At 67.8% G+C, this 23,681-nt stretch carries 24 protein-coding genes and 4 tRNA genes; 11 read left to right on the forward strand and 17 right to left on the reverse strand.

The annotated features are described in order from the left end of the window. The 6 genes from AC1DER_RS05935 to AC1DER_RS05960 all read right to left on the reverse strand — a co-directional run. On the reverse strand, positions 1-164 hold a 164-nt coding region (locus AC1DER_RS05935; RefSeq protein ID WP_441817727.1), incomplete at its 3' end, for a GTP-binding protein. A 51-nt stretch (positions 165-215) separates the two neighbouring features. Beyond that, positions 216-291: transfer RNA gene (locus AC1DER_RS05940), tRNA-Thr, on the reverse strand. Positions 292-328: 37 nt separating this feature from the next. After that, positions 329-402 (reverse strand) — tRNA-Gly (locus AC1DER_RS05945). Positions 403-494: 92 nt separating this feature from the next. Further along, positions 495-580, reverse strand: a tRNA-Tyr gene (locus AC1DER_RS05950). 140 nt (positions 581-720) lie between these two features. Beyond that, the gene (locus AC1DER_RS05955; RefSeq protein WP_477247744.1) at positions 721-1,764 is read right to left on the reverse strand and encodes an isoaspartyl peptidase/L-asparaginase family protein; all 1,044 of its coding nucleotides are present in this window, start codon (positions 1,762-1,764) and stop codon (positions 721-723) included. A 95-nt stretch (positions 1,765-1,859) separates the two neighbouring features. Further along, positions 1,860-2,900 carry a cyanophycinase gene (locus AC1DER_RS05960; RefSeq protein WP_477247668.1) on the reverse strand — a complete coding sequence of 347 codons (1,041 nt, stop codon included), beginning with the start codon at positions 2,898-2,900 and terminating at the stop codon, positions 1,860-1,862. A gap of 261 nt (positions 2,901-3,161) precedes the next feature. On the opposite strand from AC1DER_RS05960, the gene AC1DER_RS05965 reads away from it, so the two are divergent. Continuing rightward, positions 3,162-5,981 (forward strand): TonB-dependent receptor plug domain-containing protein, encoded by a 2,820-nt coding sequence (locus AC1DER_RS05965; RefSeq protein ID WP_477247670.1) that lies wholly within the window; start codon positions 3,162-3,164, stop codon positions 5,979-5,981. A gap of 98 nt (positions 5,982-6,079) precedes the next feature. Here the strand turns inward: AC1DER_RS05965 and ychF are convergent, their stop codons facing one another. From ychF to AC1DER_RS06005, 8 genes are all read right to left on the reverse strand, one after another. After that, positions 6,080-7,171 carry a redox-regulated ATPase YchF gene (gene ychF, locus AC1DER_RS05970; protein WP_477247746.1) on the reverse strand — a complete coding sequence of 364 codons (1,092 nt, stop codon included), beginning with the start codon at positions 7,169-7,171 and terminating at the stop codon, positions 6,080-6,082. Between the two features lie 60 nt (positions 7,172-7,231). Beyond that, positions 7,232-7,816, reverse strand: coding sequence for an aminoacyl-tRNA hydrolase (gene pth / locus AC1DER_RS05975; protein ID WP_477247672.1), 585 nt, complete (start codon positions 7,814-7,816; stop codon positions 7,232-7,234). A 56-nt stretch (positions 7,817-7,872) separates the two neighbouring features. Further along, positions 7,873-8,526 (reverse strand): 50S ribosomal protein L25/general stress protein Ctc, encoded by a 654-nt coding sequence (locus AC1DER_RS05980; RefSeq protein WP_477247674.1) that lies wholly within the window; start codon positions 8,524-8,526, stop codon positions 7,873-7,875. A 124-nt stretch (positions 8,527-8,650) separates the two neighbouring features. Continuing rightward, the gene (locus tag AC1DER_RS05985) at positions 8,651-9,610 is read right to left on the reverse strand and encodes a ribose-phosphate diphosphokinase (protein WP_441817688.1); all 960 of its coding nucleotides are present in this window, start codon (positions 9,608-9,610) and stop codon (positions 8,651-8,653) included. Between the two features lie 71 nt (positions 9,611-9,681). Then, positions 9,682-9,758, reverse strand: a tRNA-Gln gene (locus tag AC1DER_RS05990). A 53-nt stretch (positions 9,759-9,811) separates the two neighbouring features. Beyond that, positions 9,812-10,723 (reverse strand): 4-(cytidine 5'-diphospho)-2-C-methyl-D-erythritol kinase, encoded by a 912-nt coding sequence (gene ispE, locus AC1DER_RS05995; RefSeq protein WP_477247676.1) that lies wholly within the window; start codon positions 10,721-10,723, stop codon positions 9,812-9,814. After that, positions 10,720-11,376, reverse strand: a complete 657-nt coding sequence (lolB, locus tag AC1DER_RS06000) for a lipoprotein insertase outer membrane protein LolB (protein WP_477247678.1) — start codon at positions 11,374-11,376, stop codon at positions 10,720-10,722. Before lolB ends, ispE begins: the two co-directional genes overlap by 4 nt. Then, positions 11,373-13,073, reverse strand: coding sequence for a tetratricopeptide repeat protein (locus AC1DER_RS06005; RefSeq protein ID WP_477247680.1), 1,701 nt, complete (start codon positions 13,071-13,073; stop codon positions 11,373-11,375). The genes lolB and AC1DER_RS06005 overlap by 4 nt, the downstream gene beginning before the upstream one ends. Before the next feature lie 127 nt (positions 13,074-13,200). Between AC1DER_RS06005 and hemA the strand changes: the two genes are divergently transcribed. The 7 genes from hemA to ppk2 all read left to right on the forward strand — a co-directional run bounded on the left by hemA (position 13,201) and on the right by ppk2 (position 19,852). Next, positions 13,201-14,481 carry a glutamyl-tRNA reductase gene (hemA, locus tag AC1DER_RS06010; protein ID WP_477247682.1) on the forward strand — a complete coding sequence of 427 codons (1,281 nt, stop codon included), beginning with the start codon at positions 13,201-13,203 and terminating at the stop codon, positions 14,479-14,481. Positions 14,482-14,535: 54 nt separating this feature from the next. Beyond that, the gene (gene prfA, locus AC1DER_RS06015; RefSeq protein WP_477247684.1) at positions 14,536-15,621 is read left to right on the forward strand and encodes a peptide chain release factor 1; all 1,086 of its coding nucleotides are present in this window, start codon (positions 14,536-14,538) and stop codon (positions 15,619-15,621) included. Positions 15,622-15,678: 57 nt separating this feature from the next. Beyond that, on the forward strand, positions 15,679-16,128 hold the full coding sequence (locus AC1DER_RS06020; protein ID WP_477247686.1) for an N-acetyltransferase family protein: 450 nt from the start codon (positions 15,679-15,681) through the stop codon (positions 16,126-16,128). 4 nt (positions 16,129-16,132) lie between these two features. Further along, positions 16,133-17,830 carry an O-linked N-acetylglucosamine transferase, SPINDLY family protein gene (locus AC1DER_RS06025; protein WP_477247688.1) on the forward strand — a complete coding sequence of 566 codons (1,698 nt, stop codon included), beginning with the start codon at positions 16,133-16,135 and terminating at the stop codon, positions 17,828-17,830. 340 nt (positions 17,831-18,170) lie between these two features. After that, entirely contained in the window at positions 18,171-18,692 is a 522-nt protein-coding gene (gene moaB, locus AC1DER_RS06030; RefSeq protein ID WP_477247690.1) for a molybdenum cofactor biosynthesis protein B, read from the forward strand. A gap of 39 nt (positions 18,693-18,731) precedes the next feature. Next, positions 18,732-19,076 (forward strand): helix-turn-helix domain-containing protein, encoded by a 345-nt coding sequence (locus tag AC1DER_RS06035; RefSeq protein WP_441817697.1) that lies wholly within the window; start codon positions 18,732-18,734, stop codon positions 19,074-19,076. Next, positions 19,076-19,852, forward strand: a complete 777-nt coding sequence (gene ppk2, locus AC1DER_RS06040; RefSeq protein ID WP_477247692.1) for a polyphosphate kinase 2 — start codon at positions 19,076-19,078, stop codon at positions 19,850-19,852. Before AC1DER_RS06035 ends, ppk2 begins: the two co-directional genes overlap by 1 nt. A 25-nt stretch (positions 19,853-19,877) precedes the next feature. Here ppk2 and AC1DER_RS06045 read toward each other — a convergent pair whose 3' ends face one another. Genes AC1DER_RS06045 through AC1DER_RS06055 form a run of 3 tightly spaced genes read right to left on the reverse strand, consistent with a single transcriptional unit; the run spans position 19,878 to position 22,028 of the window. Further along, the gene (locus AC1DER_RS06045) at positions 19,878-20,147 is read right to left on the reverse strand and encodes an acylphosphatase (RefSeq protein ID WP_441817699.1); all 270 of its coding nucleotides are present in this window, start codon (positions 20,145-20,147) and stop codon (positions 19,878-19,880) included. After that, on the reverse strand, positions 20,144-20,758 hold the full coding sequence (locus AC1DER_RS06050) for a TlpA family protein disulfide reductase (protein ID WP_477247694.1): 615 nt from the start codon (positions 20,756-20,758) through the stop codon (positions 20,144-20,146). The genes AC1DER_RS06045 and AC1DER_RS06050 overlap by 4 nt, the downstream gene beginning before the upstream one ends. Before the next feature lie 4 nt (positions 20,759-20,762). Continuing rightward, entirely contained in the window at positions 20,763-22,028 is a 1,266-nt protein-coding gene (locus tag AC1DER_RS06055; protein WP_477247696.1) for a YihY family inner membrane protein, read from the reverse strand. A 120-nt stretch (positions 22,029-22,148) separates the two neighbouring features. Between AC1DER_RS06055 and wrbA the strand changes: the two genes are divergently transcribed. The 3 genes from wrbA (at position 22,149) to AC1DER_RS06070 (ending at position 23,666) form a co-directional block, all read left to right on the forward strand. After that, entirely contained in the window at positions 22,149-22,742 is a 594-nt protein-coding gene (gene wrbA / locus AC1DER_RS06060; protein WP_477357753.1) for an NAD(P)H:quinone oxidoreductase, read from the forward strand. Continuing rightward, a complete protein-coding gene (locus AC1DER_RS06065; protein ID WP_477247700.1) occupies positions 22,739-23,068 on the forward strand; it encodes a DUF2069 domain-containing protein in 330 nt (109 codons plus the stop codon). Before wrbA ends, AC1DER_RS06065 begins: the two co-directional genes overlap by 4 nt. A gap of 112 nt (positions 23,069-23,180) precedes the next feature. Further along, positions 23,181-23,666, forward strand: a complete 486-nt coding sequence (locus AC1DER_RS06070) for an asparaginase domain-containing protein (protein ID WP_477247702.1) — start codon at positions 23,181-23,183, stop codon at positions 23,664-23,666. Positions 23,667-23,681 lie beyond the last annotated feature (15 nt).

A 23,681-nucleotide genomic window follows, 5' to 3' on the forward strand; every position in this document is an offset into this window, starting at 1 on the left:
TCCGGCGCTGCGTCGATCGCGTCGTACGCCTTGAACTCGCCACCGAAACGCTCCGCGCCCACCTTCGTCAGTGCCGCCGTCAGCGTGGTCTTGCCGTGGTCGACGTGACCGATCGTGCCCACGTTCACRTGCGGCTTGGTGCGCTCAAACTTACCCTTGGCCATGACAGTCGACTCTCGCTTAGGACGGTGTGCGTTGGTGGATCGCTTGGATTGTGGTGCTCACGAAAGGAATCGAACCTTCGACCTCCTCCTTACCAAGGAGGTGCTCTACCGACTGAGCTACGTGAGCAGATTGTGCCTAGCAGATGGGACGTCGCGGCGTTCAATGGAGCGGGAGACGGGAATCGAACCCGCACCATCAGCTTGGAAGGCTGAGGTTCTACCGTTGAACTACTCCCGCGCCGGAACCTACCTGCTTGGGTACTGCGCCGGCGGTTGGTAACGCCACCGGTTGGAACTGGGTTTACTGCCGACCTTGCGACCGGATGAAGCTGGTGGAGGGAGGTGGATTCGAACCACCGAAGGCGTAAGCCAGCAGATTTACAGTCTGCCCCCGTTGGCCGCTTGGGTATCCCTCCGTTCGGCCACCCACCGCAAATACGCTGCGAGGGGTGAAGAGCCAGCAATTTTGACGACGGTTGCGCGGCATGTCAACGGGGATTGATCGTCAAAGTGAGAAGACGGCAATCGCCGTGCCATCTGGCGCGCAATCCATCGCTCAGCGTGCCGGCGCGGCCCTGGGCATCTCCAGGGCGTCGCCTGAATAGATCGCCACGTGCGCAACACCGTCGTCGCCGATCCAGCCCCGGAACATGCCCTCGGTGTTGAACGGCATGGCCACCGCGCCGTCGGCGCCCAGCACAATCGCACCGCCGTCGCCGCCCATGGCCGGGATTTCCTTGTTGATGACGGCCGCGCCGGCCTGCTGCGCCGATTCGTGCAGGTATTCCATGCGCGCGCAGATCTCGCGGGCGGCGGACACGCGGATGTAGTACTCGCCCCAGCCAGTGCCTGATACCGCGCAATGCGCGTTGGCGTAGGTGCCGGCACCGATGATCGGCGAGTCGCCTACCCGCCCGTAGCGCTTGTTGGTCATGCCGCCGGTGGAGGTGCCCGCGGCCAGGTACCCCTGGGAATCGCGGGCCAGGGCGCCGACCGTGCCGAAGTGCCTGGCCGTCTCCAGGTCGGTGGAAGCCTGCTTGGCGGCCTCCTCGCGGAGGGCCTTCTGCAGCTGTTGCCAGCGCTTTTCGGTGCGGAAATAGGCCGGATCGACCAGTTCGATGCCCTGCTCGGCGGCAAAGGCTTCGGCCCCGTCGCCAACCATCATCACGTGCTCGGAATGCTCCATCACGGCCCGGGCCAGCAGGATCGGGTTGCGGACGCGGTGGACGCCGGCCACCGCGCCGGCGGCCAGGGTCTTGCCGTCCATCAGGGATGCGTCGAGCTCATTCTTGCCGTCATGGTTGAACACCGCCCCCTTGCCTGCGTTGAATTCGGGATCGTCCTCCAGCACGGTGATCGCGGCGGTGACCGCGTCGAGCGCCGGCTTGCCCGCCTTCAACGCCTCGTGACCCTTGCGCAGGGCGCGCTCGAGGGCCGCGCGGGCCCTGGCCTCGCTCTCCGGGGTCATGCCGCTGCGCTCGACCCCGGCGCCACCGTGAATGACCAGGACGGTGCCGGTTGTCCCGGCCGCCGCGGCAGAAAACGCGCAAAAACCAAGGGCAATTGCCAGGGCGGCGGACAGAGGGCGCAGAAGGGACATGGACGAGCCTCGAAGTGTGGAAGGCGCCGCCGCCAAGGCGACGGCTGCGTTGCGGATAAGTCCCGGCGACAGCGAAAGGCCGCCGGGTGGGTGGTCTAGCGTGCGCGGTCGCCCGGGTTGCCGGCAACGCCCGATCCGGCGACATCGCGGACGTCGAGCTTGCCGTCGACGACCTGCGCCAGCCGCTCGAACGAGGGCCGTTCGACCGCCAGCGCGGGGAACGTCAGGGTGCTGTCGACGCCCACGCCGGTGACCTTGACCGCGCGGTAGTCCAGCGATTTCCCGGTCCGGGCGCGCTTTGGCGCCCCCTCGGGCTGGACCAGCCAGGCGCTGCCGCCATTGGCGCTGAACACCCGCGCCCTGCCCTCGCCATCGATGCAGACGGCGGTCTGCTCGTCCACGCCCAGGCCGACGACATCGGCGTGTCCGCCCTGCCGCAGGTTGGCGACGAAGGCAATCAGGCGACCCAGGCGCTCGCGCTTGCCGAAGTGACTGTCGGTGATCACCCGCTCCAGGTAGGGCATGTGCAGGAACCCCTCGACCAGGGTGACTTCCGGCCCCAGCGGCTGGCCCATCGCCGTGGCCGAGTCGATGCTGCCGCCATCCATGGCCCCGTAGGCGTAGGCGCCCAGGATGGCCAGGCCGGCGCTGGTGCCGCCGATCGGCTTGCCCTGGCGCACGTGGGCGTCGATGGCTTCATTCAGAGGCGTGCCCTTCCAGTAGCGCACGTAATTGGACTGGTCGCCGCCGGCGAGGAATATACCGTCGGCGCTGCGTACCGCTGCCAGCACTTCCGGGTCGCTCGCTGCAGCGCGGTCCCTGAAGACGAAGGTGCGCGCCGAAGTAATACCGCCTACGTCGTGGAACCACTCGTCCTGCGCCTCGGTATCGCCGGACGCACGCAGGATCACCAGATGGCCATTGCCTGCGCGCTGCGCCATCCAGCGGAACGCATCGACCGGCCAGTCGCCACCGCCGACCAGCATCAGGCCGGGCTGCACCTTGCCGGGCGTGGCCGCCGTGGCGTCGCCGATTTCATAGGCGACATAACCTTTGCCGAGTTTGGCGGGAGCGCTAGGACTCCATGCGATGGAAGGCTGCGCCGCCATCAGCAGCACGCCGCAAAACAGAAACATCAGACGCAGGCTCAAGCGCATCCCAGGCTCCATGATTATCAAATGGCTATAAAAGTGGCAGGCGACCGTTTGTGCGCAATGCGCATGCGGACAGTTTCAGGCTATCCCGAAAGTCACTGCGCAAATACCCCCCCGACATAATAGGATGCAGGCAGGGGCGAAATACCAGTACCAAGCAGATTCGGCATTGGCTGCGCTTGCACGCGTGGTCCGCCAGGGGGCGTCGCACCTGAATATCCACCACGCAATGGGGAGAGGCAGATGCAGAAGAAGATGTTGGCCAGTTCGATCAATGCGCTGATTCTGGCGCTTGCATCGACGGGCGCAGTGGCGCAGACGAGCACCAGCCAGGCGAGCCAATCGCCAACGGATGATGCGCAGAATATCGAAACCGTCGTCGTCACCGGTTCGCGCATCGCGCGTTCGCAGATTGAAGGCCCGGCGCCGATTTCGGTGATCACCGCCGAAGAGATCAAGGCCGCCGGATTCACCAGCGTGCCCGACGTGCTCAAGTCGCTGACGCAAAATGGTGGCGAAACGCAGAGCCAGCAGTCTTCGAGCGGCGCCGATTTCTCCCCGGGCGCACAGCAGGTGGACCTGCGTGGCCTCGGTCCCAATCACACGCTGGTGCTGGTCAACGGCCGCCGCATCGCCGACTTCCCGATGCCCTACAAGGGCCGCAGCAACTTCACCGACATCTCCGGCATTCCGCTGGGCATGATCGATCGCATCGAAGTGCTGACCGGCAGTGCGTCGGCGGTGTACGGCTCCGACGCCATCGCCGGCGTGGTCAACTTCATCCTCAAGAAGCATGCCGACGGGACCACCATCGATTATCGCTACGGCGATACCGAGGACGGCGGCGCGCGTTCGAACCGGCTCAGCATCACCAGCGGTTTCGAAAGCGGCGGCTTCTCGGCGATCGGCAGCATCGAACTGACCGACCAGGATCCGCTGTGGGCCTACGACCGCAAGATCCAGGACTCATCGCTGGACAACCCCGATCCGGACCTGCGCATCCCGCGCCGAACCTTCCTGCGCTCGGGCTTCAACGGTTACCCGTACATCGATCCGGGCCAGGCCACCTGCGACAGCCTGTCGCATCTCAATGGCGGCACCACCGTGTACGGCGCGCGGCCCAAGTACGGCCCCTTCGACGATGCAATCGACGATTACGGCTTCGGCTACTACTGCGGCAGCGCCGAGTCGATCGGCTACGGCACGATCATCAGCGAGCGCAAGGGCGTCAACCTGTGGGGCTCGATGAGCTACCAGTTCGGCGACGGCCTGGAGTGGTTCGCCGACGTGCAGGCCGGCTACCACGAGGTCAAGCTGTTCCGTGACGTGACCCAGTGGAACTTCCAGGACGTCGACGGCAATGAAACCGGCGGCTTCTACAACGCCTTCACCGGCGAGTACGAGAACTGGTATCGCCAGTTCACGCCGGAAGAAATGGGCGGCCTGCGCAGCGGCATGGTCGAGACCACGCAGAAGACGCTCGGCGTGACGACCGGCATCAAGGGCACCTTCGCCCAGAACTGGGACTGGGAAGCCTCGCTGAGCCATTCGCAGTACAAGGCCCGGATCAGCTGGGAGCAGATCGTCGCGGCCAAGGCCAACGAGATGATCCTTGGGCCGCAGCAGGGCTATGACGATTACGGCTACGCGGTCTTCAATGCCGACCCGGCCAACTTCTACAAGCCGCTGACACGCGAGCAGTACGAAGCCATCTCGGCGCGCTCGGTCTACCACCCCGAATCGCGCACCGACACGCTCGCATTCACCGTCACCAATGCCGACCTGTTCGACATGAAGGGTGGCGCGGCCGGCTTCGCCAGCGTGCTGGAATTCGGCAACCAGGGCTACAACCTCAATCCCGATCCGCTGGCGCAGGAGTTCTACTACTTCAGCTGGAAGGACTCCGGTGGCGAAGGCACGCGCAACCGCTGGGCGCTGGCGTCGGAACTGCGCATGCCCGTGCTCGACAGCCTCAACGTCAGCCTGGCAGGCCGTTACGACCAGTACCGCTATTCGGACAAGGACCCGGGCAAGTTCACCTATAGCGCCGGCCTGGAGTGGCGACCGGTCGACAGCCTGCTGGTGCGCGGCTCCTACGGCACCGCGTTCCGCGCCGCCGACCTGCACTACGTCTACGCACAGATCGGCAACGACGAGACCAGCGGCACCGACTTCTACCGCTGCCGCACCGAGGAAGGCGGGATCGACGACTGCCGCTTCGACAGCGAAGGCCTGATCCGCACCCGCGAGGGCAACCGCGACCTCGACCCCGAGACCAGCACGGCCTGGACCGCGGGCATGGTGTGGTCGCCGCTGGCGGGCCTGGATTTCACACTGGATTACTGGAACATCCAGATGCGCGACCAGGTGCAGGACATGTCGGTGCAGGCGATCCTGTCGGATGAAGCCGATTGCCGCATCGGCACGACGATCACGGGTGCCGCCGTGGACCAGAATTCGCCGACCTGCGTGGATGCGATCTCGCGCGTCACCCGCCTGTCCAACGACGATCTGTACGGCATCTACGTCAACCCGATCAACATCGCCCGCGAGGACACCGACGGCGTCGACGCCAGTGCCCACTACCGCTGGCAGACCTCGATCGGCACGTGGACGGCCTCGGCCAATTACACCTGGGTCAACGACCACACGATCCAGCAGTTCCCGGGCGATCCGGTCATCGACGAGTTCGTGCTCAACGCCGGTTACGACGTGCCGCGCAACAAGGCCAACGTCGGCCTGGCGTGGGAGAAGAGCCGGTGGTCGGCGTCGTTGTTCGGCAACTACATCGGCAGCCTGCCCAGCTCTGACAACTACGACGGCGTGTGGAGCGGGGACTCGACCGGCCCGGCCTGGGTCGATTCGACCTGGTGGTACAACGCCACGGTCGGTTATCGCGCCACCGATCGTTTCAGCGTCACGCTGACCATCGACAATCTGCTCGACGATAATCCGCCGGTCGATCCGACCTATACCGCGTATCCCTACTACGACGTGTCGTGGTTCGATTCGCTGGGTCGCAGTTATTATCTGCAGATGACGTACAAGTTCGGCGGCGGCTGACCGTACCGCGCCGGAAAAAACCGGAAGAAAAAATGCCCCGCTTCGGCGGGGCATTTTCTTTTGCGCGTCACCCCGCGCTGGCGGAGTACTGCGTCGATTCAGACGTTGAAGCGGAAATGCAGCACGTCGCCTTCCTGGACGCGGTATTCCTTGCCTTCCAGGCGCAGGCGGCCGGCATCGCGGGCGCCGGATTCGCCCTTGTACTTGATGTAGTCGTCATAGGCGATGGTTTCGGCGCGGATGAAGCCCTTCTCGAAGTCGGTATGGATCACCGCGGCGGCCTGCGGCGCGGTCGAGCCGCCCTTGACCGTCCACGCGCGGACTTCCTTCACGCCGGCGGTGAAGTAGGTCTGCAGGCCCAGCAGCTTGTAGGCGGCGCGGATGACGCGGTTCAGGCCCGGCTCGTCGAGGCCGAGGTCGGTCAGGAAGGCGTCGCGGTCGGCGTCCTCGAGCTGGCTGAGCTCTTCCTCGATGGCCGCGCACACCGGCACCACCTCGGCGCCCTCGCCCACTGCGCGCTCGCGCACCGCGTCCAGGTGCGGGTTGTCGTGGAAACCGTCCTCGAGGACGTTGGCGACGTACATGACCGGCTTGAGCGTCAGCAGAAACAGGTCGCGCACCTGCAGGCGGTCGTCTTCCGACAGGCCCAGCGCGCGCGCCGGCTTGCCAGAATCCAGACCGGCGCGGACGCGGCCGAGCACTTCGACGCGGATCTTGGCGTCCTTGTCACCGGTCTTGGCCGTGCGCTCGGCGCGCTGCAGGGCCTTTTCCACCGATTCCAGGTCGGCCAGGGCCAGCTCGGTATCGATCGTTTCGATATCGGCGATCGGGTCGACCTTGTTGTTGACGTGGATGACGTCCGGGTTCTCGAAGCAGCGCACCACGTGGGTGATCGCGTCGACCTCGCGGATGTGGGCCAGGAACTTGTTGCCCAGGCCTTCGCCGCTGGCGGCGCCGGCAACCAGGCCGGCAATGTCGACGAACTCGACCGCGGTCGGGATGCACTTCTGCGGCTTGACGATGCCCGACAGCGCGATCAGGCGCGGATCGGGCACCGGCACCACGCCGACGTTGGGTTCGATGGTGCAGAACGGGAAGTTGGCCGCCGCAATGCCGGCCTTGGTCAGGGCATTGAAGAGGGTCGACTTGCCGACGTTAGGCAGGCCGACGATGCCGCATTTGATGCCCATGACGCTGTACTCGCTCTGTTGCGATGCCGGCGCGGCCGGCATCAAGAATGGGGGTGGAACTCAGGCCTGCGGCGTGTGCAGCCGCTTCATGGCCTCGTTGAAATCGCCGCTGACCGCCAGCGGCAACACATCCTGGGCGTCTTCGATGGCGCGCAGGATCATCGCCTCGTCGGCGCTGCCGGGACGGCCGAGCACCCAGGACGTGACGCGATCCTTATGGCCGGGGTGGCCAATGCCGACACGCAGGCGATGGTACTTGCCGTGGCCGAGCAGCTGGCTGATGTCGCGCAGGCCGTTCTGGCCGCCATGGCCGCCGTCGAACTTGATGCGGGCGACGCCGGCGTCCAGGTCGAGCTCATCGTGAGCGACCAGCATCTGCTCCGGCTCGATCTTCCAGTAGCGCAGGGCCGCGGTGACCGACTTGCCGGACAGGTTCATGAAGGTGGCCGGCTTGAGCAGCCAGACCGGCTGGCCGGCGATGTCGACCTTGCAGGTCTCGCCGAACAGCTTGGATTCCAGACCAAAGCGGGCGCCCAGGCGTGAAGCCAGGGCGTCCACAAACCAGAACCCGGCGTTGTGCCGGGTCCGGAGGTGTTCGGCGCCGGGATTTCCCAGGCCGACAATGAGGCGCAAACCGGCAGCCATCAGAGAGTCTCACGCAGTGGCCTGCCCGCGGATGCGGGCAGGCGCACGGGACGTGATTACTTCTCGTCCTTCTTGGCGGCCTTGGTCGCCGGCACTTCGGCCGGTGCCTCTTCCGAGGTTTCCTCGGTTTCGACGCGACCGTGCTTGGCCATCACGACGGCAACGTCGTGTTCCTTGCCCAGCTTCAGTTCCGGCAGCTCGACGCCCTTGGGCAGCTTGATGTCCGACAGGTGCACGACGTCGCCGACGGCCAGCTTGGCCAGGTCGACTTCGATGAACTCCGGCAGGTCCTTGGGCAGGCAGCTGACGGTGACTTCGTTGAGCTCGTGGGTGATGACCACGTCGGCGGCCTTGCCGGCCGGCGAGCTGTCCTGGTTGAGGAAGTGCAGCGGCACGGCAGCCTTCAGCGCCTGGTTCAGGTCAACGCGCTGGAAGTCCAGGTGCATGATGATCTGCTTGAACGGATGGCGCTGCATGTCACGCAGCAGGACCGGCTCGGCCTTGCCGTCGATCTCGAGGGTCAGGATCGAGGAGTAGAACCACTCGTTCTGCTGGGCGAGCCAGGTCTTCTCGTGGTCGAGCTGGACGGGCTGCGGCGCGGCAGTGCCACCGTAGACGATGGCCGGGATGCTGGCGGCATGACGAAGACGGCGGCTCGCACCCTTCCCTTCGACGCTGCGGCCAGTGGCCTTGAGGATGTGTTCAGACATTTGGATTACTCACTTTTACTGCAATGAACCCGTCTCGCGACGGGGATGAACGCTCACCCGCGACCAGGTGAGCGGCGTTTGCGGCAACGACCGGAGCCGTCGCCGCGAATTCTTGGCCGACGGCTCAGTCGACGTACAACGAGCTGACCGATTCGCCGAAGGCAACGCGGCGGATCGTTTCAGCCAGCAGCTCGGCAACGCTGAGCTGGCGGATCTTGTTGCAGGCCCTGGCCGCTTCCGACAGGCGGATGGTGTCGGTCACCACCAGCTCGTCGAGCTGCGACTTGGTCACGTTGTCGATCGCCGCGCCCGACAGCACCGGGTGGGTGCAGTAGGCGGCGACCTTGACCGCGCCGCGCTGCTTCAACGCAGCGGCGGCAGCGCACAACGTGCCCGCGGTATCGACGATGTCGTCGACGAGAACGCAGGTCTTGCCTTCGACGTCACCGATGATGTTCATCACCGTCGACACGTTGGCGCGCGGGCGGCGCTTGTCGATGATCGCCAGGTCGGCGTCGTCGAGGCGCTTGGCGATCGCGCGGGCGCGGACCACGCCGCCGACGTCAGGCGATACCACCACCATGTTGTCGGTGCCGTGCGCGCGCCAGATGTCGGCGAGCAGCAGCGGCGAGGCGTAGACGTTGTCGACCGGGATGTCGAAAAAGCCCTGGATCTGGTCGGCGTGCAGGTCGACCGTCAACACGCGATCGGTACCGACCGCGCTGAACATCTTGGCCGCCACCTTGGCCGTGATCGGCACGCGCGAGGAGCGCGGGCGGCGATCCTGGCGGGCGTAGCCGAAGTACGGCACCACTGCGGTCACGCTGGTCACCGAGGCGCGCTTGAGCGCGTCCACCAGCACCAGCAGTTCCATGAAGTTCTCGGCCGTCGGCGCGTTCGTCGGCTGGATCACGAACACTTCCTGCCGGCGCACGTTCTCTTCGATCTCGACCTGCACCTCGCCGTCCGAGAAACGGCTGACGAGGGCCTTGCCCAGACGGATGCCGAGCTCCTTGCACACCGCGTCGGCGAGCGGGCGGTTGGCATTGCCGCTGAAAATCAGCAGGTTCCGATCGTTTTGCACAGTGCTCTCCGCTTCGCTCTGACCGTGGGCGGTAATGGGGCTGCGATCCGCCGAAACGGAGCCGCGATGATTGGCAGGGGCGGTAGGATTCGAACCTACGAATGCCAGGATCAAAACCTGGTGCCTTGGGCCTCTTGGCGACGCCCCTGCATGAGGTACCAGCGGACAGAAGCAGGAATGAGCCGGAGCCTGGTGTGGCTGTTACTCGCTCCCCGCTCCTTCCCACCTGCTTCGGGCTTCCAGCAGCGGCGAGCGCGAGGCTCCCGTCGCCAGCCAGGCCCGAAGACCCGGCGGTAGTGCCACCAGGGCCGCCTCGGCGTCATCGCGTGATGCGAATTCGACGAAACAGCCGCTGCCAGACCCGGTCAGGCGCGGCGAACCGATCTGCGAAAGTGCTGCAAACACCGCCTCTACGGCGGGTTCGCGCACGCGCAATACCGGCTCGAACGCATTCCCGAGCGGCACACCCGAAACGAAGTCCGCTATTGTCGCGGGCGCGGCATCACGCGTCAATTCAGGGGCACGGAATAACGCGGCAGTCGGCGCGTGCACGCCGGGGTCGGCCAGGACGTACCAGGCGGGTGGCAAATCGATCGGGGCGAGCTGCTCCCCCACCCCTTCGGCCCAGGCATTGTGGCCGCGAACGAAAACCGGCACGTCGGCGCCCAACCGCAGGGCCAGTGCCGCGAGCCGTTCTTCAGCCAGGCCGGCGCCCCAGAGCGCGTCCAGCGCCACGAGCACGGTCGCCGCATCCGACGAACCGCCGCCAAAACCGCCGCCGGACGGAATGCGCTTTTCGACGATGATGTCGACACCAAGCGCGACGTTAGACTCACTTTGCAGCAGTTTAGCCGCGCGAACGGTGAGGTCGTCGGCCTCGGCGACGCCGGGCGCGCTGGAGCCGTGGCGACGGATCTGGCCGTCTTCGCGGGTCCGCAGCCGGATCGAGTCGCCCCAATCCAGCAGCCGGAACACGGTCTGGAGCAGGTGGTAGCCGTCGTCGCGGCGGCCGGTGATACGCAGGAAGAGATTCAGCTTGGCCGGGGCCGGCCACAGCGACCAGCTCGATCCGGGGCCCGGGACAGGGCCCGCGTCGGACGCGCCGGAACTCATTTGCCGGCGCCGAGCGACCACTGGTCAACGATCAGCCGAACCTTCGCCTGGCCGCGCGTGGCGACCAGACGGGTCGGCAGGACCGGGCCGTCGGCAGCCGGCTGCCACTGCTGGTATTCGATCGTCCAGCCGCCCTGCTGCAGGCGCGACGGCAGGTTGCCGGCGCCGTACTCGATGCTCGCCGGACCGTATCCAGCCGAGGTGGCGCCGATTCCGCGCACCCAGTCCGAAAGCGCGCGCACGGGCACGTCCCAGCCGGTGGTCGCCTGCAGCATGGACTCGACGTCCGCGCTCTCGCGGGTTCCGCCTTCGACGCCTTCCAGGCGCGCACCGCCGCCATCGCCGCTGAGGCGCCAGCTCTGGCGCGTGACCGGGGCGCTCAGGGAAATGTCGTACCGACCCTGCTGCTCCTGCCAGTCGATGCGACCGCTGCCGCCCTGCTTGCCGTTGGAGACGGCGATGCGGCCCGACAGCGTCCAGTCGCGGACCTCGCCACGGCGCTGGTCGTTGGCGTGCGCCTGGGCGGTGTCGACGGGCACGGCGGGGGCGCGAGTGGTTGTCGACGCGCAGCCGGACAGGACGCCGAGCGACAGCACGGCGGTCAACATCACCCTGGCCAGAGCGGCCACGGCAAACGCGGTCCGGACCTTCATGCTCCGGTCTTCTCCAGCGCACGCGCCAGCGAGCGGTTGTCAGGGTCGATCTTGCGCGACTGATCGAAGTACTTGCGCGCTTCATCCTTGCGCCCGGTCACCCAAAGCACTTCGGCCAGGTGGGCGGCGATCTCGGCGTCCTTCTGCAGGGTCAGGGCGCGGCGCAGCTCGACGATAGCCTCTTCGTTGCGGCCGAGGCGGTAGAGCACCCAGCCGTAGCTGTCGACGATGGCGGGATTGTCGGGCTCGGCGGTGCGTGCGCGCTCGATCAGCTGCAGCGCTTCCTGGTAGCGCGTGGTGCGGTCGGCCAGGGTGTAGCCAAGCGCGTTGAGCGCGGCAACATTGTCCGGCTCGGCCACCAGGATCTTGCGCAGGTCGGCTTCGGCGCGCGGGACATCGTCGTGGCGTTCCCAGCCCAGGGCGCGGGCGTAGAGGATTTCCGGGTCGTCCGGGAAGGCGGCCAGGCCGCGCGCGTAGGCGTCGAGCTCGCCCGGCTGGTCCTTGTCCTTCTCGTGCAGCGACGCCTCGAGCAGATAGGCGTCACGGCGGGATTCGTCATCGGCCGCAGCATCGGACTGCAGTTCGCGCAGGAGCTTGTAGGCTTCGGCATCGCGCTTGAGTTCGTGCAGCACGTTGGCGCTGCGCAGTCGCGCCGCCCAGCGCTGCTCGCCACCGGGAACGCCGCGGTACCACTCCAGCGCTTCGTCGAAACGGTCGAGGAATTCGGCCATCTGGCCCAGCAGGAGGCGACGCTGCGGAACCGGCTCGGCGGCAGACGAGCGCAGTTCTTCGTAGAGCCGGGTCAGCGATTGCTTGTCTTCGCTCTGCGCCAGCAGCGCGGCGCGCAGGGCGTAGGTCTGGTCGTCCTGCGGCCCCCTGGCCAGCACGGCTTCGGCGGCCTGGTAATCGCCCAGGCGGTGGTACTCGTCGGCGATCGCGCGTCGCAGCTCGGCGTCCTTGCCGGCCTGGTCGGCCAGCGATGCCAGCAGCTTGCGCGCCTCGTCTTCCTTGCCCGCCTCGCGCAACTGGCTCGCGCGCAGCAGGCCGACCCGCGCCTCGCCGGGGAAGCGTTCGACCACTTCGGCGACGATGCGCTCGACCAGCTCGGGCTGTTCCAGCCCCTGCGCCAGCCCGCCGAATGCCAGCCACGCCGGCAGTTTGTTGGGGATCGCGTCGTCCTTGACCAGGCGCTCGAGCAGGCGCGCGGACTGCTTCGGGTCGCGGGACCCGCCACTGAGCACGCCCAGCGCCTGGCGCCAGCCGCTGTCGCCCGGGGCGGCCAGCAATTGGGTCAGGTACTTGCGGGCGGCGCGTTCGTCGCCGCGGCGGATCGCCAGGACCGCCTCGGCTGCGGCCAGGTTGAGGCCGTCGCCACCCTGCTTGCGCCACAGCTCCAGGGCCTCGGCGGCACGCTTGTCGTCCTTGGCCAGAAGGGCGATCCGGGTGGCGCGCTCGGCCAGGGCGACATCCTCGGCGGCGCGGGCGGCGTCGAGATAGGACTTGGCGGCTTCGTCCAGGCGCCCGGACTGGAGGGCGAACTCGCCTGCCAGCAAGGGCTCCAGCGAAACGCTGGTGGGGTCGGCGACCGTGGCGGCCTTGCCCGGTTTGGCCCGTGCGGCGTGTTCGGCCGCGGAGAGCGGTGCGGTCGCCAGCGTGGCGACAAGGATGAAACAGAGCGTGCGCAAGGCAACGGGCATCGATCAAGCCTGCAAGGCAACCAGGACGGGACGGGGCCGGTAGAATGTCGGCCTCCGCGGTAGCCAGCAGCTTATCGCAAGCACCTGAACGGAAGAGGCCCCAGTCGGCGCAGTCCGGCGCGTTGAAATGAGTTTTTACGTACTAGGCATCAATCACCAGACCGCGCCGGTCAGCCTGCGCGAGCGCGTCGCGTTTTCGGCCGACTCGGTGCCGGCAGCACTCGAGGCGCTGCGGGCCCTGCCCCAGGTCAGCGAAGTCGCCCTGTTGTCGACCTGCAACCGCACCGAACTGTATGCGGTGGCGGACGACGACGGCCAGGCCCTGGCCGACTGGCTGGCCACGCACCCGGACGAGGTCGGCGACCTGCATGCCTACCTCTACCGCCATCGCGATGCCGAGGCCGTGCGCCATCTGTTCCGCGTTGCCACCGGGCTCGACTCGCTGGTGCTGGGCGAACCGCAGATACTGGGCCAGGTGAAGGATGCCTGGGCCAGCGCGCGCAGCGCCGGCAGTCTTGGCAGCCAGCTCGACCGCCTGTTCCAGCATGCCTTCACCACCGCCAAGCGGGCGCGCACCGACACCCGCATTGGCGCCAACCCGGTATCGGTGGCCTCGGCCGCGGTGCGCCTGGCGCAGGAATCGTTCGCCCGTCTCGAGGACTCGACCGTGCTGCTGATCGGCGCCGGCGAAACCATCGAACTGGCCGCGCGCCACCTGGTGCAGGCGCGCGCCAAGCGCCTGCTGATCGCCAACCGCACCCTGGCCCATGCGCAGGAACTGGCCACCCGCCACGGCGGCGTCGCCCTGCCGCTGAGCGAACTGGACAAGCACCTGGGCGAGGCGGACGTGGTGATTTCCGCCACCGCCAGCCGCGAGCCGATATTGCGCAAGGCCCAGGTCTCCGCTGCGCTGGCGACGCGCCGGCACCGGCCGATGCTGCTGCTCGACCTGGCCGTGCCGCGCGACATCGGCGCCGACGTCGCCGAGCTCAAGGATGTGTTCCTCTACACCGTCGACGACCTGGAGCGGGCGATCGAGGACAACCGGCGCGGCCGCCGCGAAGCGGCCACCGAGGCCGAAGCGATCGTCGAAATGCAGGTCGCGCGCTTCACCGAAACCCTCGCCGCCAGCACCCGCACCGCGCCGCTCAAGCGCCTGCGCGCGCACGGCGAATCGGCCCGGGCCGATGTGCTGGCCAAGGCGCAGCAGCAGCTCGCGGCGGGCCAGGATCCGCAGGAAGTGCTGAACTTCCTCGCCCACACCCTCACCAACCGCCTGTTGCATGCGCCGACCGTGGCGCTGCGCGAGGCGGCGCTGACCGGCAACGCCGAACTGGCGCGGGCAGCGGAGAAGCTGTTTCCCGAAAGCGAACCCGGAGTGGACCAGGGCGAACAGCGCGAAGCCTAGCGACCGTGGCGACCGCAGCACGCGTTCCCCACCCAGTCCACACCCGGTTCGCCCATGACCCCTACCCTGCGTCGCAAGCTCGAAGCCCTCGCCGAACGCCGCGAAGAACTCGAGCGCCTGCTGTCGGACCCCGGCGTGATCGGCGATGCCGATCGCTTCCGCAAGCTGTCGCGCGAATTCGCCCAGCTCGAACCGGTGGCCCATGCACTGGCCGCCGAAGCACAGGCCAGGCGCGACCTGGCGGCAGCCGAGGGCATGCGCGACGACCCCGAACTGAGCGAACTGGCGCAGGAGGAAATCGCCGCGGCCAATGCGCGCCTGCAGCAGCTCGATGTCGAACTGCTCGCGCACCTGGTGCCCAGGGATCCGCGCGACGAAGGCGACATCTACCTCGAGGTTCGCGCCGGCACCGGCGGCGACGAAGCGGCGATCTTCGCCGGCGACCTGTTCCGCATGTACGCGCGCTATGCCGAGCGGCAGGGCTGGAAGGTCGAGATCGAATCCAGCAGCGCCGGCGAGCACGGCGGCTTCAAGGAAGTGATCGCGCGCGTGGAAGGGCGCGGCGCCTATTCGCGCCTGAAGTTCGAATCGGGCACGCACCGCGTGCAGCGCGTGCCGGCGACCGAATCGCAGGGCCGCATCCACACCTCGGCGGCGACGGTGGCGATCATTCCGGTCGAGGCCGAGGGTGAACCGATCGAGATCAACCCGGTCGACCTGAAGGTCGACACCTTCCGCTCCAGCGGCGCCGGCGGCCAGCACGTCAACAAGACCGAGTCGGCGATCCGCATCACCCACGTGCCCAGCGGCGTGGTCGTGGAAAGCCAGACCGAGCGCAGCCAGCACGCCAACCGCGACAAGGCGATGAAGCGCCTGGCCGCGATCCTGGCCGAAGCGCAGGCGGCCAAGGCCGCCGCAGCGCAGGCGTCGATCCGCAAGCTGCAGGTCGGCAGCGGCGATCGCAGCCAGCGCATCCGCACCTACAACTTCCCGCAGGGCCGCATCACCGACCATCGCGTCGAAGGGCTCACGCTGTATGACCTGCCCAATGTCATCGAGGGCGACATGGAAGAACTGCTCGGCCGTCTGCAGCACGAACACCAGGCCGACGAACTGGCGCGCCTGACGCTCGATGCCTGAGCCGCGCCTCCCCTGGCGTCGCTACAATCGGCTCCACCCCGTGCCATCGGAACCGCCATGCCCCTGGAGATCACGCCCGCCACGCTGAGCGACCTCGACCAGCTCGCACCGCTGTTCGATGCCTACCGCGGCTTCTACGAGCAGCCATCGGACCTGGCGCTGGCCCGGCAATTCCTGCGCGAACGCATCGAGCACGACGAGTCCGTGATCTGGCTTGCGGTGAACGACGACGGCGCGGCCGGCTTCACCCAGCTTTACCCGACGTTCTCGTCGGTGCGCGCGGCGCGGGTGTGGGTGCTCAACGATCTGTATGTCGCCGCGAGCGCGCGGCGCCAGGGCGTGGCACAGGCGCTGCTGACCGCCGCGGCGATGTTCGCCCGCGACGCCGGTGCGATCCGCCTGGAACTTGAGACCACGCCCGACAACGGCCACGCCCAGGCCCTGTACGAATCCACTGGCTGGCGTCGCTACGACGACACGCTGCGCTATCACCTCGCCCTGGCCTGAGGCCGTGCACAACGACCCGCGCATCGAGTTGCGCCGCTCGCTCGAGCGCAACCCCGGCGACGCCTATGCCTGGATCGTGCTGGCCGAACACGAACTCGACCGCGGCGATGCAGCTGCGGGCGCAACCGCGGCGCGCCGCGCACTGACCCTTCAGCCCGGCCACCCGGAAGCGCTGGCGCGACTGGGCCGCGCGCAGTGGATGCAGGGTCAGCGCGGCGAAGCGGTCGCCAGCCTCCGCGCCGCCGCCGCCAACGCACCCGACCATCCCGGCATCGCCGTCTGGCTGGGCCACGCACTGGAGGACACCGGCGAAGCCGAGGCGGCATCGCAGGCCTACGCGCGTGCGCACGACCTGGCCCCGGACGAACCGCAACTGGCCGCCTACCTGCTGGCATGGCGACGAAAGCTTTGCGACTGGCGCGACCTGGACGCGCTTTCGCGCCAGGTACGCGGCGCGGTCAACGACGGACGCGCATCGGTGGAACCGTTCGCCTTCCTCAGCGAAGACGTCAGCGCACAGGAACAACTGCGCTGCGCGCGCCTGCGCGCGGGCATCGTGGCGGCCGCGGTACGACCCCTGCCGCCAGCGCAGCCGGTGGCCACCGGTGCGCCGATACGCGTGGGCTTCCTGTCGAACGGCTTCGGCGCCCACCCGACCGGCCTGCTGACGGCGGCGATGTTCGAACAGCTCAAGGCGCAGGCCGATCTGGAAGTGCATCTGTTCGCGCTCAACCGCGACGACGGCAGCCCGATCCGGAAGCGGCTGCACGCCGCAGCACACACGCTGCACGACGTATCGATGCGTCCGCACGCGCAGGTGGCACTGGCGATCCGCGATGCCGCCATCGAGGTCCTGTTCGACCTGCGCGGCTGGGGCGGCGGCGGTGCACCGGAAGTGCTGGCGATGCGTCCGGCACCGGTGCAGGTGAACTGGCTTGCCTACCCGGGCACGTCGGGCGCCCCCTGGATCGACTGCGTGCTGGCTGACCGCTTCGTACTGCTGGAGACGATGGCCGGGGATTTCAGCGAAACCGTGACCTGGCTGCCGCGCTGCTTCCAACCCTCGGACACGACCCGCGCGATCCCGCCGCCACCCTCGCGCGCACAGTGCGGACTGCCCGAACGCGGCGACAACGGCGAAGGCGTGGTGTTCTGCTGTTTCAACAACAGCTACAAGCTCAACCCGCGCAGCATGACGCGCGCACTGGCGGTGCTGCGCGAGGTCCCCGGCAGCGTGCTGTGGCTGCTGTCCGGCCCCGGCCTGGCCGACACACGCCTGGCTGAATTCGCACGCAGCAACGCAATCGACCCGGCCCGGCTGGTGTTCATGCCCAAGCAACCGCACGCCGACTACATGGCGCGACTCCAGCACGCCGACCTCTTCCTCGACACCGAACCCTACAACGCCCACACCACCGCATCCGACGCACTGTGGGCTGGTTGCCCGGTGCTGACGCGCCCAGGCGAAACATTTGCCGCGCGCGTCGCCGGCAGCCTCAATCATTACCTGGGCATGGACGACATGAACGTCGCCGACGATGCTGCATTCGTCGCGCGCGCCGTATTACTGGGACGTAACCCACCGACACTGACCGCACTCAGGCAAGAGCTGGCGCAGAAACGAACCAGCAGCGGCCTGTTCGACATGCACGGATTCGCAATCGATTTCGCCACTGCCGTGCGCGCCATGGCGCGCCGCTGACCCGCACGGACTACACCAACTCCGCAGGTCCGCAACTCCGTAGGTCCTCAGGTCCGCGGTCCGCAGCAAACGAAGACCGGGCCTCGACGCGCCGAGCGCCGGTCGCTGGGCTGGGATTGCTCCGCAGCGGGCCATGGATGGCCCGCGCCCCGCATCGGACAGGAGTCCGCCTAAGGGGCGGAGCAATCCCAGCCCAGCGGCCGGCGCCCCTCCGAAGGCCGACCACCCAAGCCCCAAAGCGCCCAAGCGCCCAAGCGCCCAAACACCCGACAAACCCCAGCACCAACGCGCGCCCAAACCTGCACTGCGACCACACCAACGATCGGTTAGGCTCGCCGCCATGACTGCCGAACGCGACCTGATCCCCCTCAACCTGTGCGTCCTGACCGTATCGGACACACGCACCCTGGCCGAAGACAGCTCCGGCGATTACCTCGTGCAATCGCTGACTGCCGACGGCCACCGCCTGGCCGACCGCCAACTGCTCCCCGACGACCGCTACCGCATGCGCGCCGTGGTATCGCAATGGATCGCCGATGACAGCATTGACGGCATCCTCGTCACCGGCGGCACCGGCTTCACCGGCCGCGACTCCACGCCAGAAGCACTGCTGCCGCTGCTCGACAAACAGATGCCGGGCTTCGGCGAACTCTTCCGCGCGATCAGCTTCGACGAGATCGGCACCTCCACCGTGCAGTCACGCGCCTTCGCCGGCCTCGCCAACGGCACATTCGTGTTCGCACTGCCCGGATCCACGTCGGCCTGCCGCACCGCCTGGGAAAAGATCATCCGCCACCAACTCGACGCACGCACCCGGCCGTGCAACCTGGCCACACTGCGTCCGCGCCTCAAAGAGCGCTGAGCCGATACAACCACGCCACTGGACCACCGGAGCCTGATCATGCCGTTGGACACCACCCTGCAACTGCTCGCCCGGGCCCGCGGCCTGAGCGCGGCCGACATCGCCACCGCCATCCCGCGCGCGGGCGTGGCCACCGTCAGCGCCTGGCTGCGCGGCGACAAGATGCCCGGCAAGGAGCAGCTCGACGCACTGGCGCGCGCGTTCGGCGTACCGGCCGGCGCGCTGCTCGCCGAACTGGCCAGCACCCTCGATCCGGCACGCACCCAGGGCGAGCACGCCCTGCTCAACGCCTACCGCGCCCTGTCCACGCGCCAGCAGGGCGCGCTGCTCGAAGTGGCGCGCAGCATGGCCGACACCGGCAGCAAGCGACGCAGGAGCAAGTAATGGCCGACCTCAAGCGCAAGCAATACGACGCCCTGCTTGAACCGCTGCAGATCGAGCTGGCCAACATGGCGCGCTGGCTCAAGCACGAAGGGCGGCGCCTGGTGGTGCTGTTCGAAGGCCGCGACACCGCCGGCAAGGGCGGCGCGATCAGCGCCATCTCCGAACATCTCAACCCGCGCCAGTGCCAGGTCGTCGCGCTGCCCAAGCCGAGCGAACGCGAAAGCGCGCAGTGGTACTTCCAGCGCTACGTGCCCTACCTGCCCGCGGCCGGCGAGATCGCCCTGTTCGATCGCAGCTGGTACAACCGCGCCGGCGTCGAACAGGTGATGGGGTTCGCCAGCGACGCGCAGGTCAAGGCATTCCTGCGGCAGACACCGACCTTCGAAAAGCTGCTGGTGGACGACGGCATCCTGCTGTTCAAGTACTGGCTGTGCTGCGACCAGGACGAACAGGAGCAGCGCTTCCTCGAGCGCCTCGACGACCCGCTCAAGCGCTGGAAGTTGTCACCGATCGATTTCGAGGCGCGCAAGCATTACGACGACTACACGCGCGCGCGCGAGGCGATGCTCGCCGCGACGCACAGCAAGCACGCACCGTGGACGCTGGTCGACTTCAACGACCAGAAGCGCGGCCGGCTGACGCTGATGCGCGACCTGCTCGACCGACTGCCCGATACACGCGTGAGCGAGGAGCCGATCGTGTTCGAGCCGCTGCATGGCAAGGCGAAGAAAGAGAAGTTCGGCGTGATCGAGCCGATCCGCACGCTGAAAGGCTAGCGTCCTGCGCTGCCCGGTCTACGGGTCAGGTGACAACAAAGTCCTCGCCGGCTTCCTGATCCAGCGCCGCCAGACGTTCGAGATCGTCCACGTGCGCGGTCGCCGGGCCCTGGCGCAACCACGCAGCGAGACGGTCGAGGGCCACGTCGTCGCCGGCGGCAAGCACTTCGACGCGACCGTCGGGCAGGTTCCTGGCAAATCCACGCAGGCCCAGCGCCAGCGCCTGGTCGCGCGTGGAAGCGCGGAAGAACACGCCCTGGACGCGACCGCTGACGATGAAGCGTGCCGCGCTCATGACTTGGTCGCGACGGCCGCGGGTTGTTCCTGCGGGCCGCCGGCCTTGGCGATCGCCGCCTCGATGTCGTGCGCGGTGACCGGCCCGAGGAACTTGTCGGCGATCTTGCCGTCGGGCCCGATCAGGTAGGTCATCGGCAGGCCGCGCGGGGTTTCGAATGCCGCCGGTGGATCAAAGGTGTCGATGATCGCCACCGGGTAGGCGACCGGATGCTTGACCAGGAAGGCGCGCATGTCGGCCGGCTCGATTTCTTCGTAGGCCAGGCCCAGCACTTCGATGTGCTCGCGCATCGCGTCGAGCGCCGACAGTTCCGGCATTTCCTTCAGGCAGGGCTTGCACCAGGTCGCCCAGAAGTTCACCACGACCCACTTGCCGCGATGCGCGGCCAGGTCGTAAGCCTTGCCGTCGACCGTGGCGATCTTCAGCTCGGGCGTGTCCGAGGGAGCGGCCGGCGTTGCCGGCGCGACCGGGGCAGTCGGCGCCGCGGCCTCTGGCTTCGCCGGCGCCTGTGCTTCCGGCGCCTGCTTCTGGCAGCCAGCGAGGAACACTGCGGCGGCCAGCACCGTCGCGGCGCATGCCCGGGCAGGGAGGGTGAGCGAACGGTTCGACATCGGACTAGACCTCTTCGGAATGGATGGTGGAGGCGCGGCGCTTGAGCAGCTCGCGCAGGGGAATGCGCAGTTCATCGAGAACGGCGATGGCCGAGCGTCCCAGTGCATCCTCGCGGCACGGCAGCACCGCCTCGGCGATCGGGATGCGCAGCTGGCAGGCCTCGTACAGTTCGGCCAGGGTGAGTTCGTCGAGGTCGCGGGTGAGCAGCCACTCGCCGTCCTCGGCGCGGCGCACGACATTGATCTGGTCGAGCTGGGCGAGCATCTGCTGCACCAGCGCATCGGTCAGCATCGGCTCGAGCTGCTCGATGTCGTCGATGTGCAGGCCGCCGCCCTTCCTGCGCGCGTCGTTGAAGCGACCGAGCAGGCGCAGCAAGCCATAGATTTCGTGGCCCAGCGGCAGGCGCATGCTGGCGGGCTGGTAGCGGAACGCCGACATCGACGAGGCCAGCGACGCGCCCAGCAGGATTGCGATCCAGCTCAGGTAGATCCACAGCAGGAAGATCGGCACGAAGGCGAGCGTGCCGTAGATCTTCGAGTAGGACCCGAAGTTGCCCAGGTACAGGCCGATGCCCCACTTCACCGATTCGAACAGGAACGTGGCCAGCATCGCGCCGGCGATGGCGTGCCGCCACTGGATCGTGCGGTGCGGCACCACCCGGTAGATCGCGGCGAAGGCAAGCAGTTCGATCGCGATCGGCGCCAGGCGCAGCAGCAGCCGCTGCAGCATGTGCCCGGCTTCGGTCTCGAAGACCGACATGGCGAAGAACCGTGCCGAGATTGCCAGGCTCGCCGCGGCCATCAGCGCGCCCAGGGTCAGCACGGTCCAGTAGACCAGGAAGCGCCCGACCTTCGGCCGGCCGCTCTTGACCCGCCAGATCCGGTTGAAGGTGGCCTCCACGCCGTTGAGGGTGATCAGCAGCGACACCACCAGGGCGATCACGCCGGCGGCGGTGAGCTGGCCGGCGTTGGCCGAGAACTGCTTGAGGTAGGACTCGACCGAGCGCGCCGCACTGGGCACGAAGTTGGAGAAGATGTAATCGCTGAGGCGATCGCTCCACTCGCCGAATACGGGGAACGCCGACAGCACGCCGAACACCACCATCGACAGCGGCACCAGCGCGAACACGGTCGTGTACGACAGGGCGCCGGCGGCCTGGAACAGGTTGTCGTCGAGGAAGCGTTTGGCGAGGAAGCGGAAGAAGGTGCCCGCGCGTGCGCGGTCACGCGCGCGCTCGCCCCAGCGGTTCAAGGTGTTCAGCGGCTCCATCGGGCGGAGGGTAACCGATGCGCGGGGAGCACGGGGTTATGTGGCGCCGCAGGTCACGCCCAGTCGCCACATCCTCTATCCTTCCCGGCTTACGGGATGCCCGCCTCACGAAGCAATGCGATGACCGAGATTCTGGTGCTCTATTACAGCCGCGGCGGTTCGGTGGCGCGTCTGGCGCGGCACATCGCACGCGGCATCGGCGAGGTCGAGGGCGTCAGCGCACGCATCCGCACCGTGCCGCCGGTGGCTGCGGTCACGCAGACCGCGGCGCCGCCGGTGCCGGAGGACGGCGCACCCTATGTCGAGGCGCGCGACCTGGTCGAATGCGCCGGCATCGCACTGGGCAGCCCGACCCGCTTCGGCAACATGGCCGCGCCGGTCAAGCATTGGTTCGACGGCCTCGGCGCGGAGTGGGCCAGCGGCACGCTGGTCGACAAGCCCGCCGCGGTGTTCACCTCCACCGCAACCATGCATGGCGGCCAGGAGTCGACCCTGCTGACCATGATGGTGCCCTTGCTGCACCACGGCTGCGTTCTGGTTGGCATTCCGTACACCGAGCCGGCGCTGACCACCACGCGCAGCGGTGGCACGCCCTACGGCGCCAGCCATGTCGCCGGCAGCGCCGACGACCCGCAGCCCAGCGACGAGGAAGCGCAGCTGGCCCGTGCCCTGGGCCGCCGCCTGGCGACGCTGGTCGCGAAGGTGGCCGCATGAGCGCGCGGCAGGTGTTGATTGCCGCGCTGCTGGCGCTGGCGGCGGTGTTCGTGGCCTGGTTTGCGCCGCAGCCATCGCCGCGGGCAGCCCTGGCCGTGTTCGCGCTGCCGCCGGTGCTGCTGGCGGCGGCGGCACTGCGGGGCAGCCGCAAGGCCGCGTTCTGGGCCGGCGTGTTCGCTCTGGGCTGGTTCAGCCACGGCGTGATGGTGGCCTGGTCGCGGCCGGAGGAACGCGGCCACGCCATCGCCGAGATCGTGCTGGCGCTGGTGATCATCTTCGCCGGCAACTTCCCCGGCCTGCGCGCGCGTTTCGCCCGCAAGCGCTGAATGCCCAGGGGGGCGAGCTGACAGCGCCTGCCGGCGCCAGGGCGGCGCTCGCGTGGCGATCGGACTGCGGCCGTATAATCGCGGCCACCTCCCCCTGCGCGCGCATCACACGATGGATCAGCTCTGCATCGTCACCACCGGCGGCACGATCGACAAGATCTACTTCGACGACAAGTCGGACTACCAGATCGGTGAGCCGCAGATCGGCGGGATCCTGCGCGAGCTGGGCGTCGCCTTCCAGTTCAACGTGATCCCGATCCTGCGCAAGGATTCGCTGCACATCACCGCCGAGGACCGCGAGCTGATCCGCGCCACCATCGCCGCCCAGCCCACGCGCCACATCCTGCTCACCCATGGCACCGATACGATGGTCGAGACCGCCAGGGTGCTGTCGAGCCTGGGCGACAAGACCATCGTCCTGACCGGCGCGCTGAGCCCGGCCCGCTTCCGCGGTTCCGATGCCGAGTTCAATGTGGGCTGCGCGGTCGGCGCGGTGCAGTCGCTGCCGCCGGGTGTCTACATCGCCATGAACGGCCGCATCTGGGACCCGACGAAGGTCCGCAAGAACGTGGCTGCCAATCGCTTCGAAGCGAACTGATCCGGCAGTCGCGGG

The sequence above is a fragment of the Lysobacter sp. 05T417 genome, from assembly GCF_056396405.1.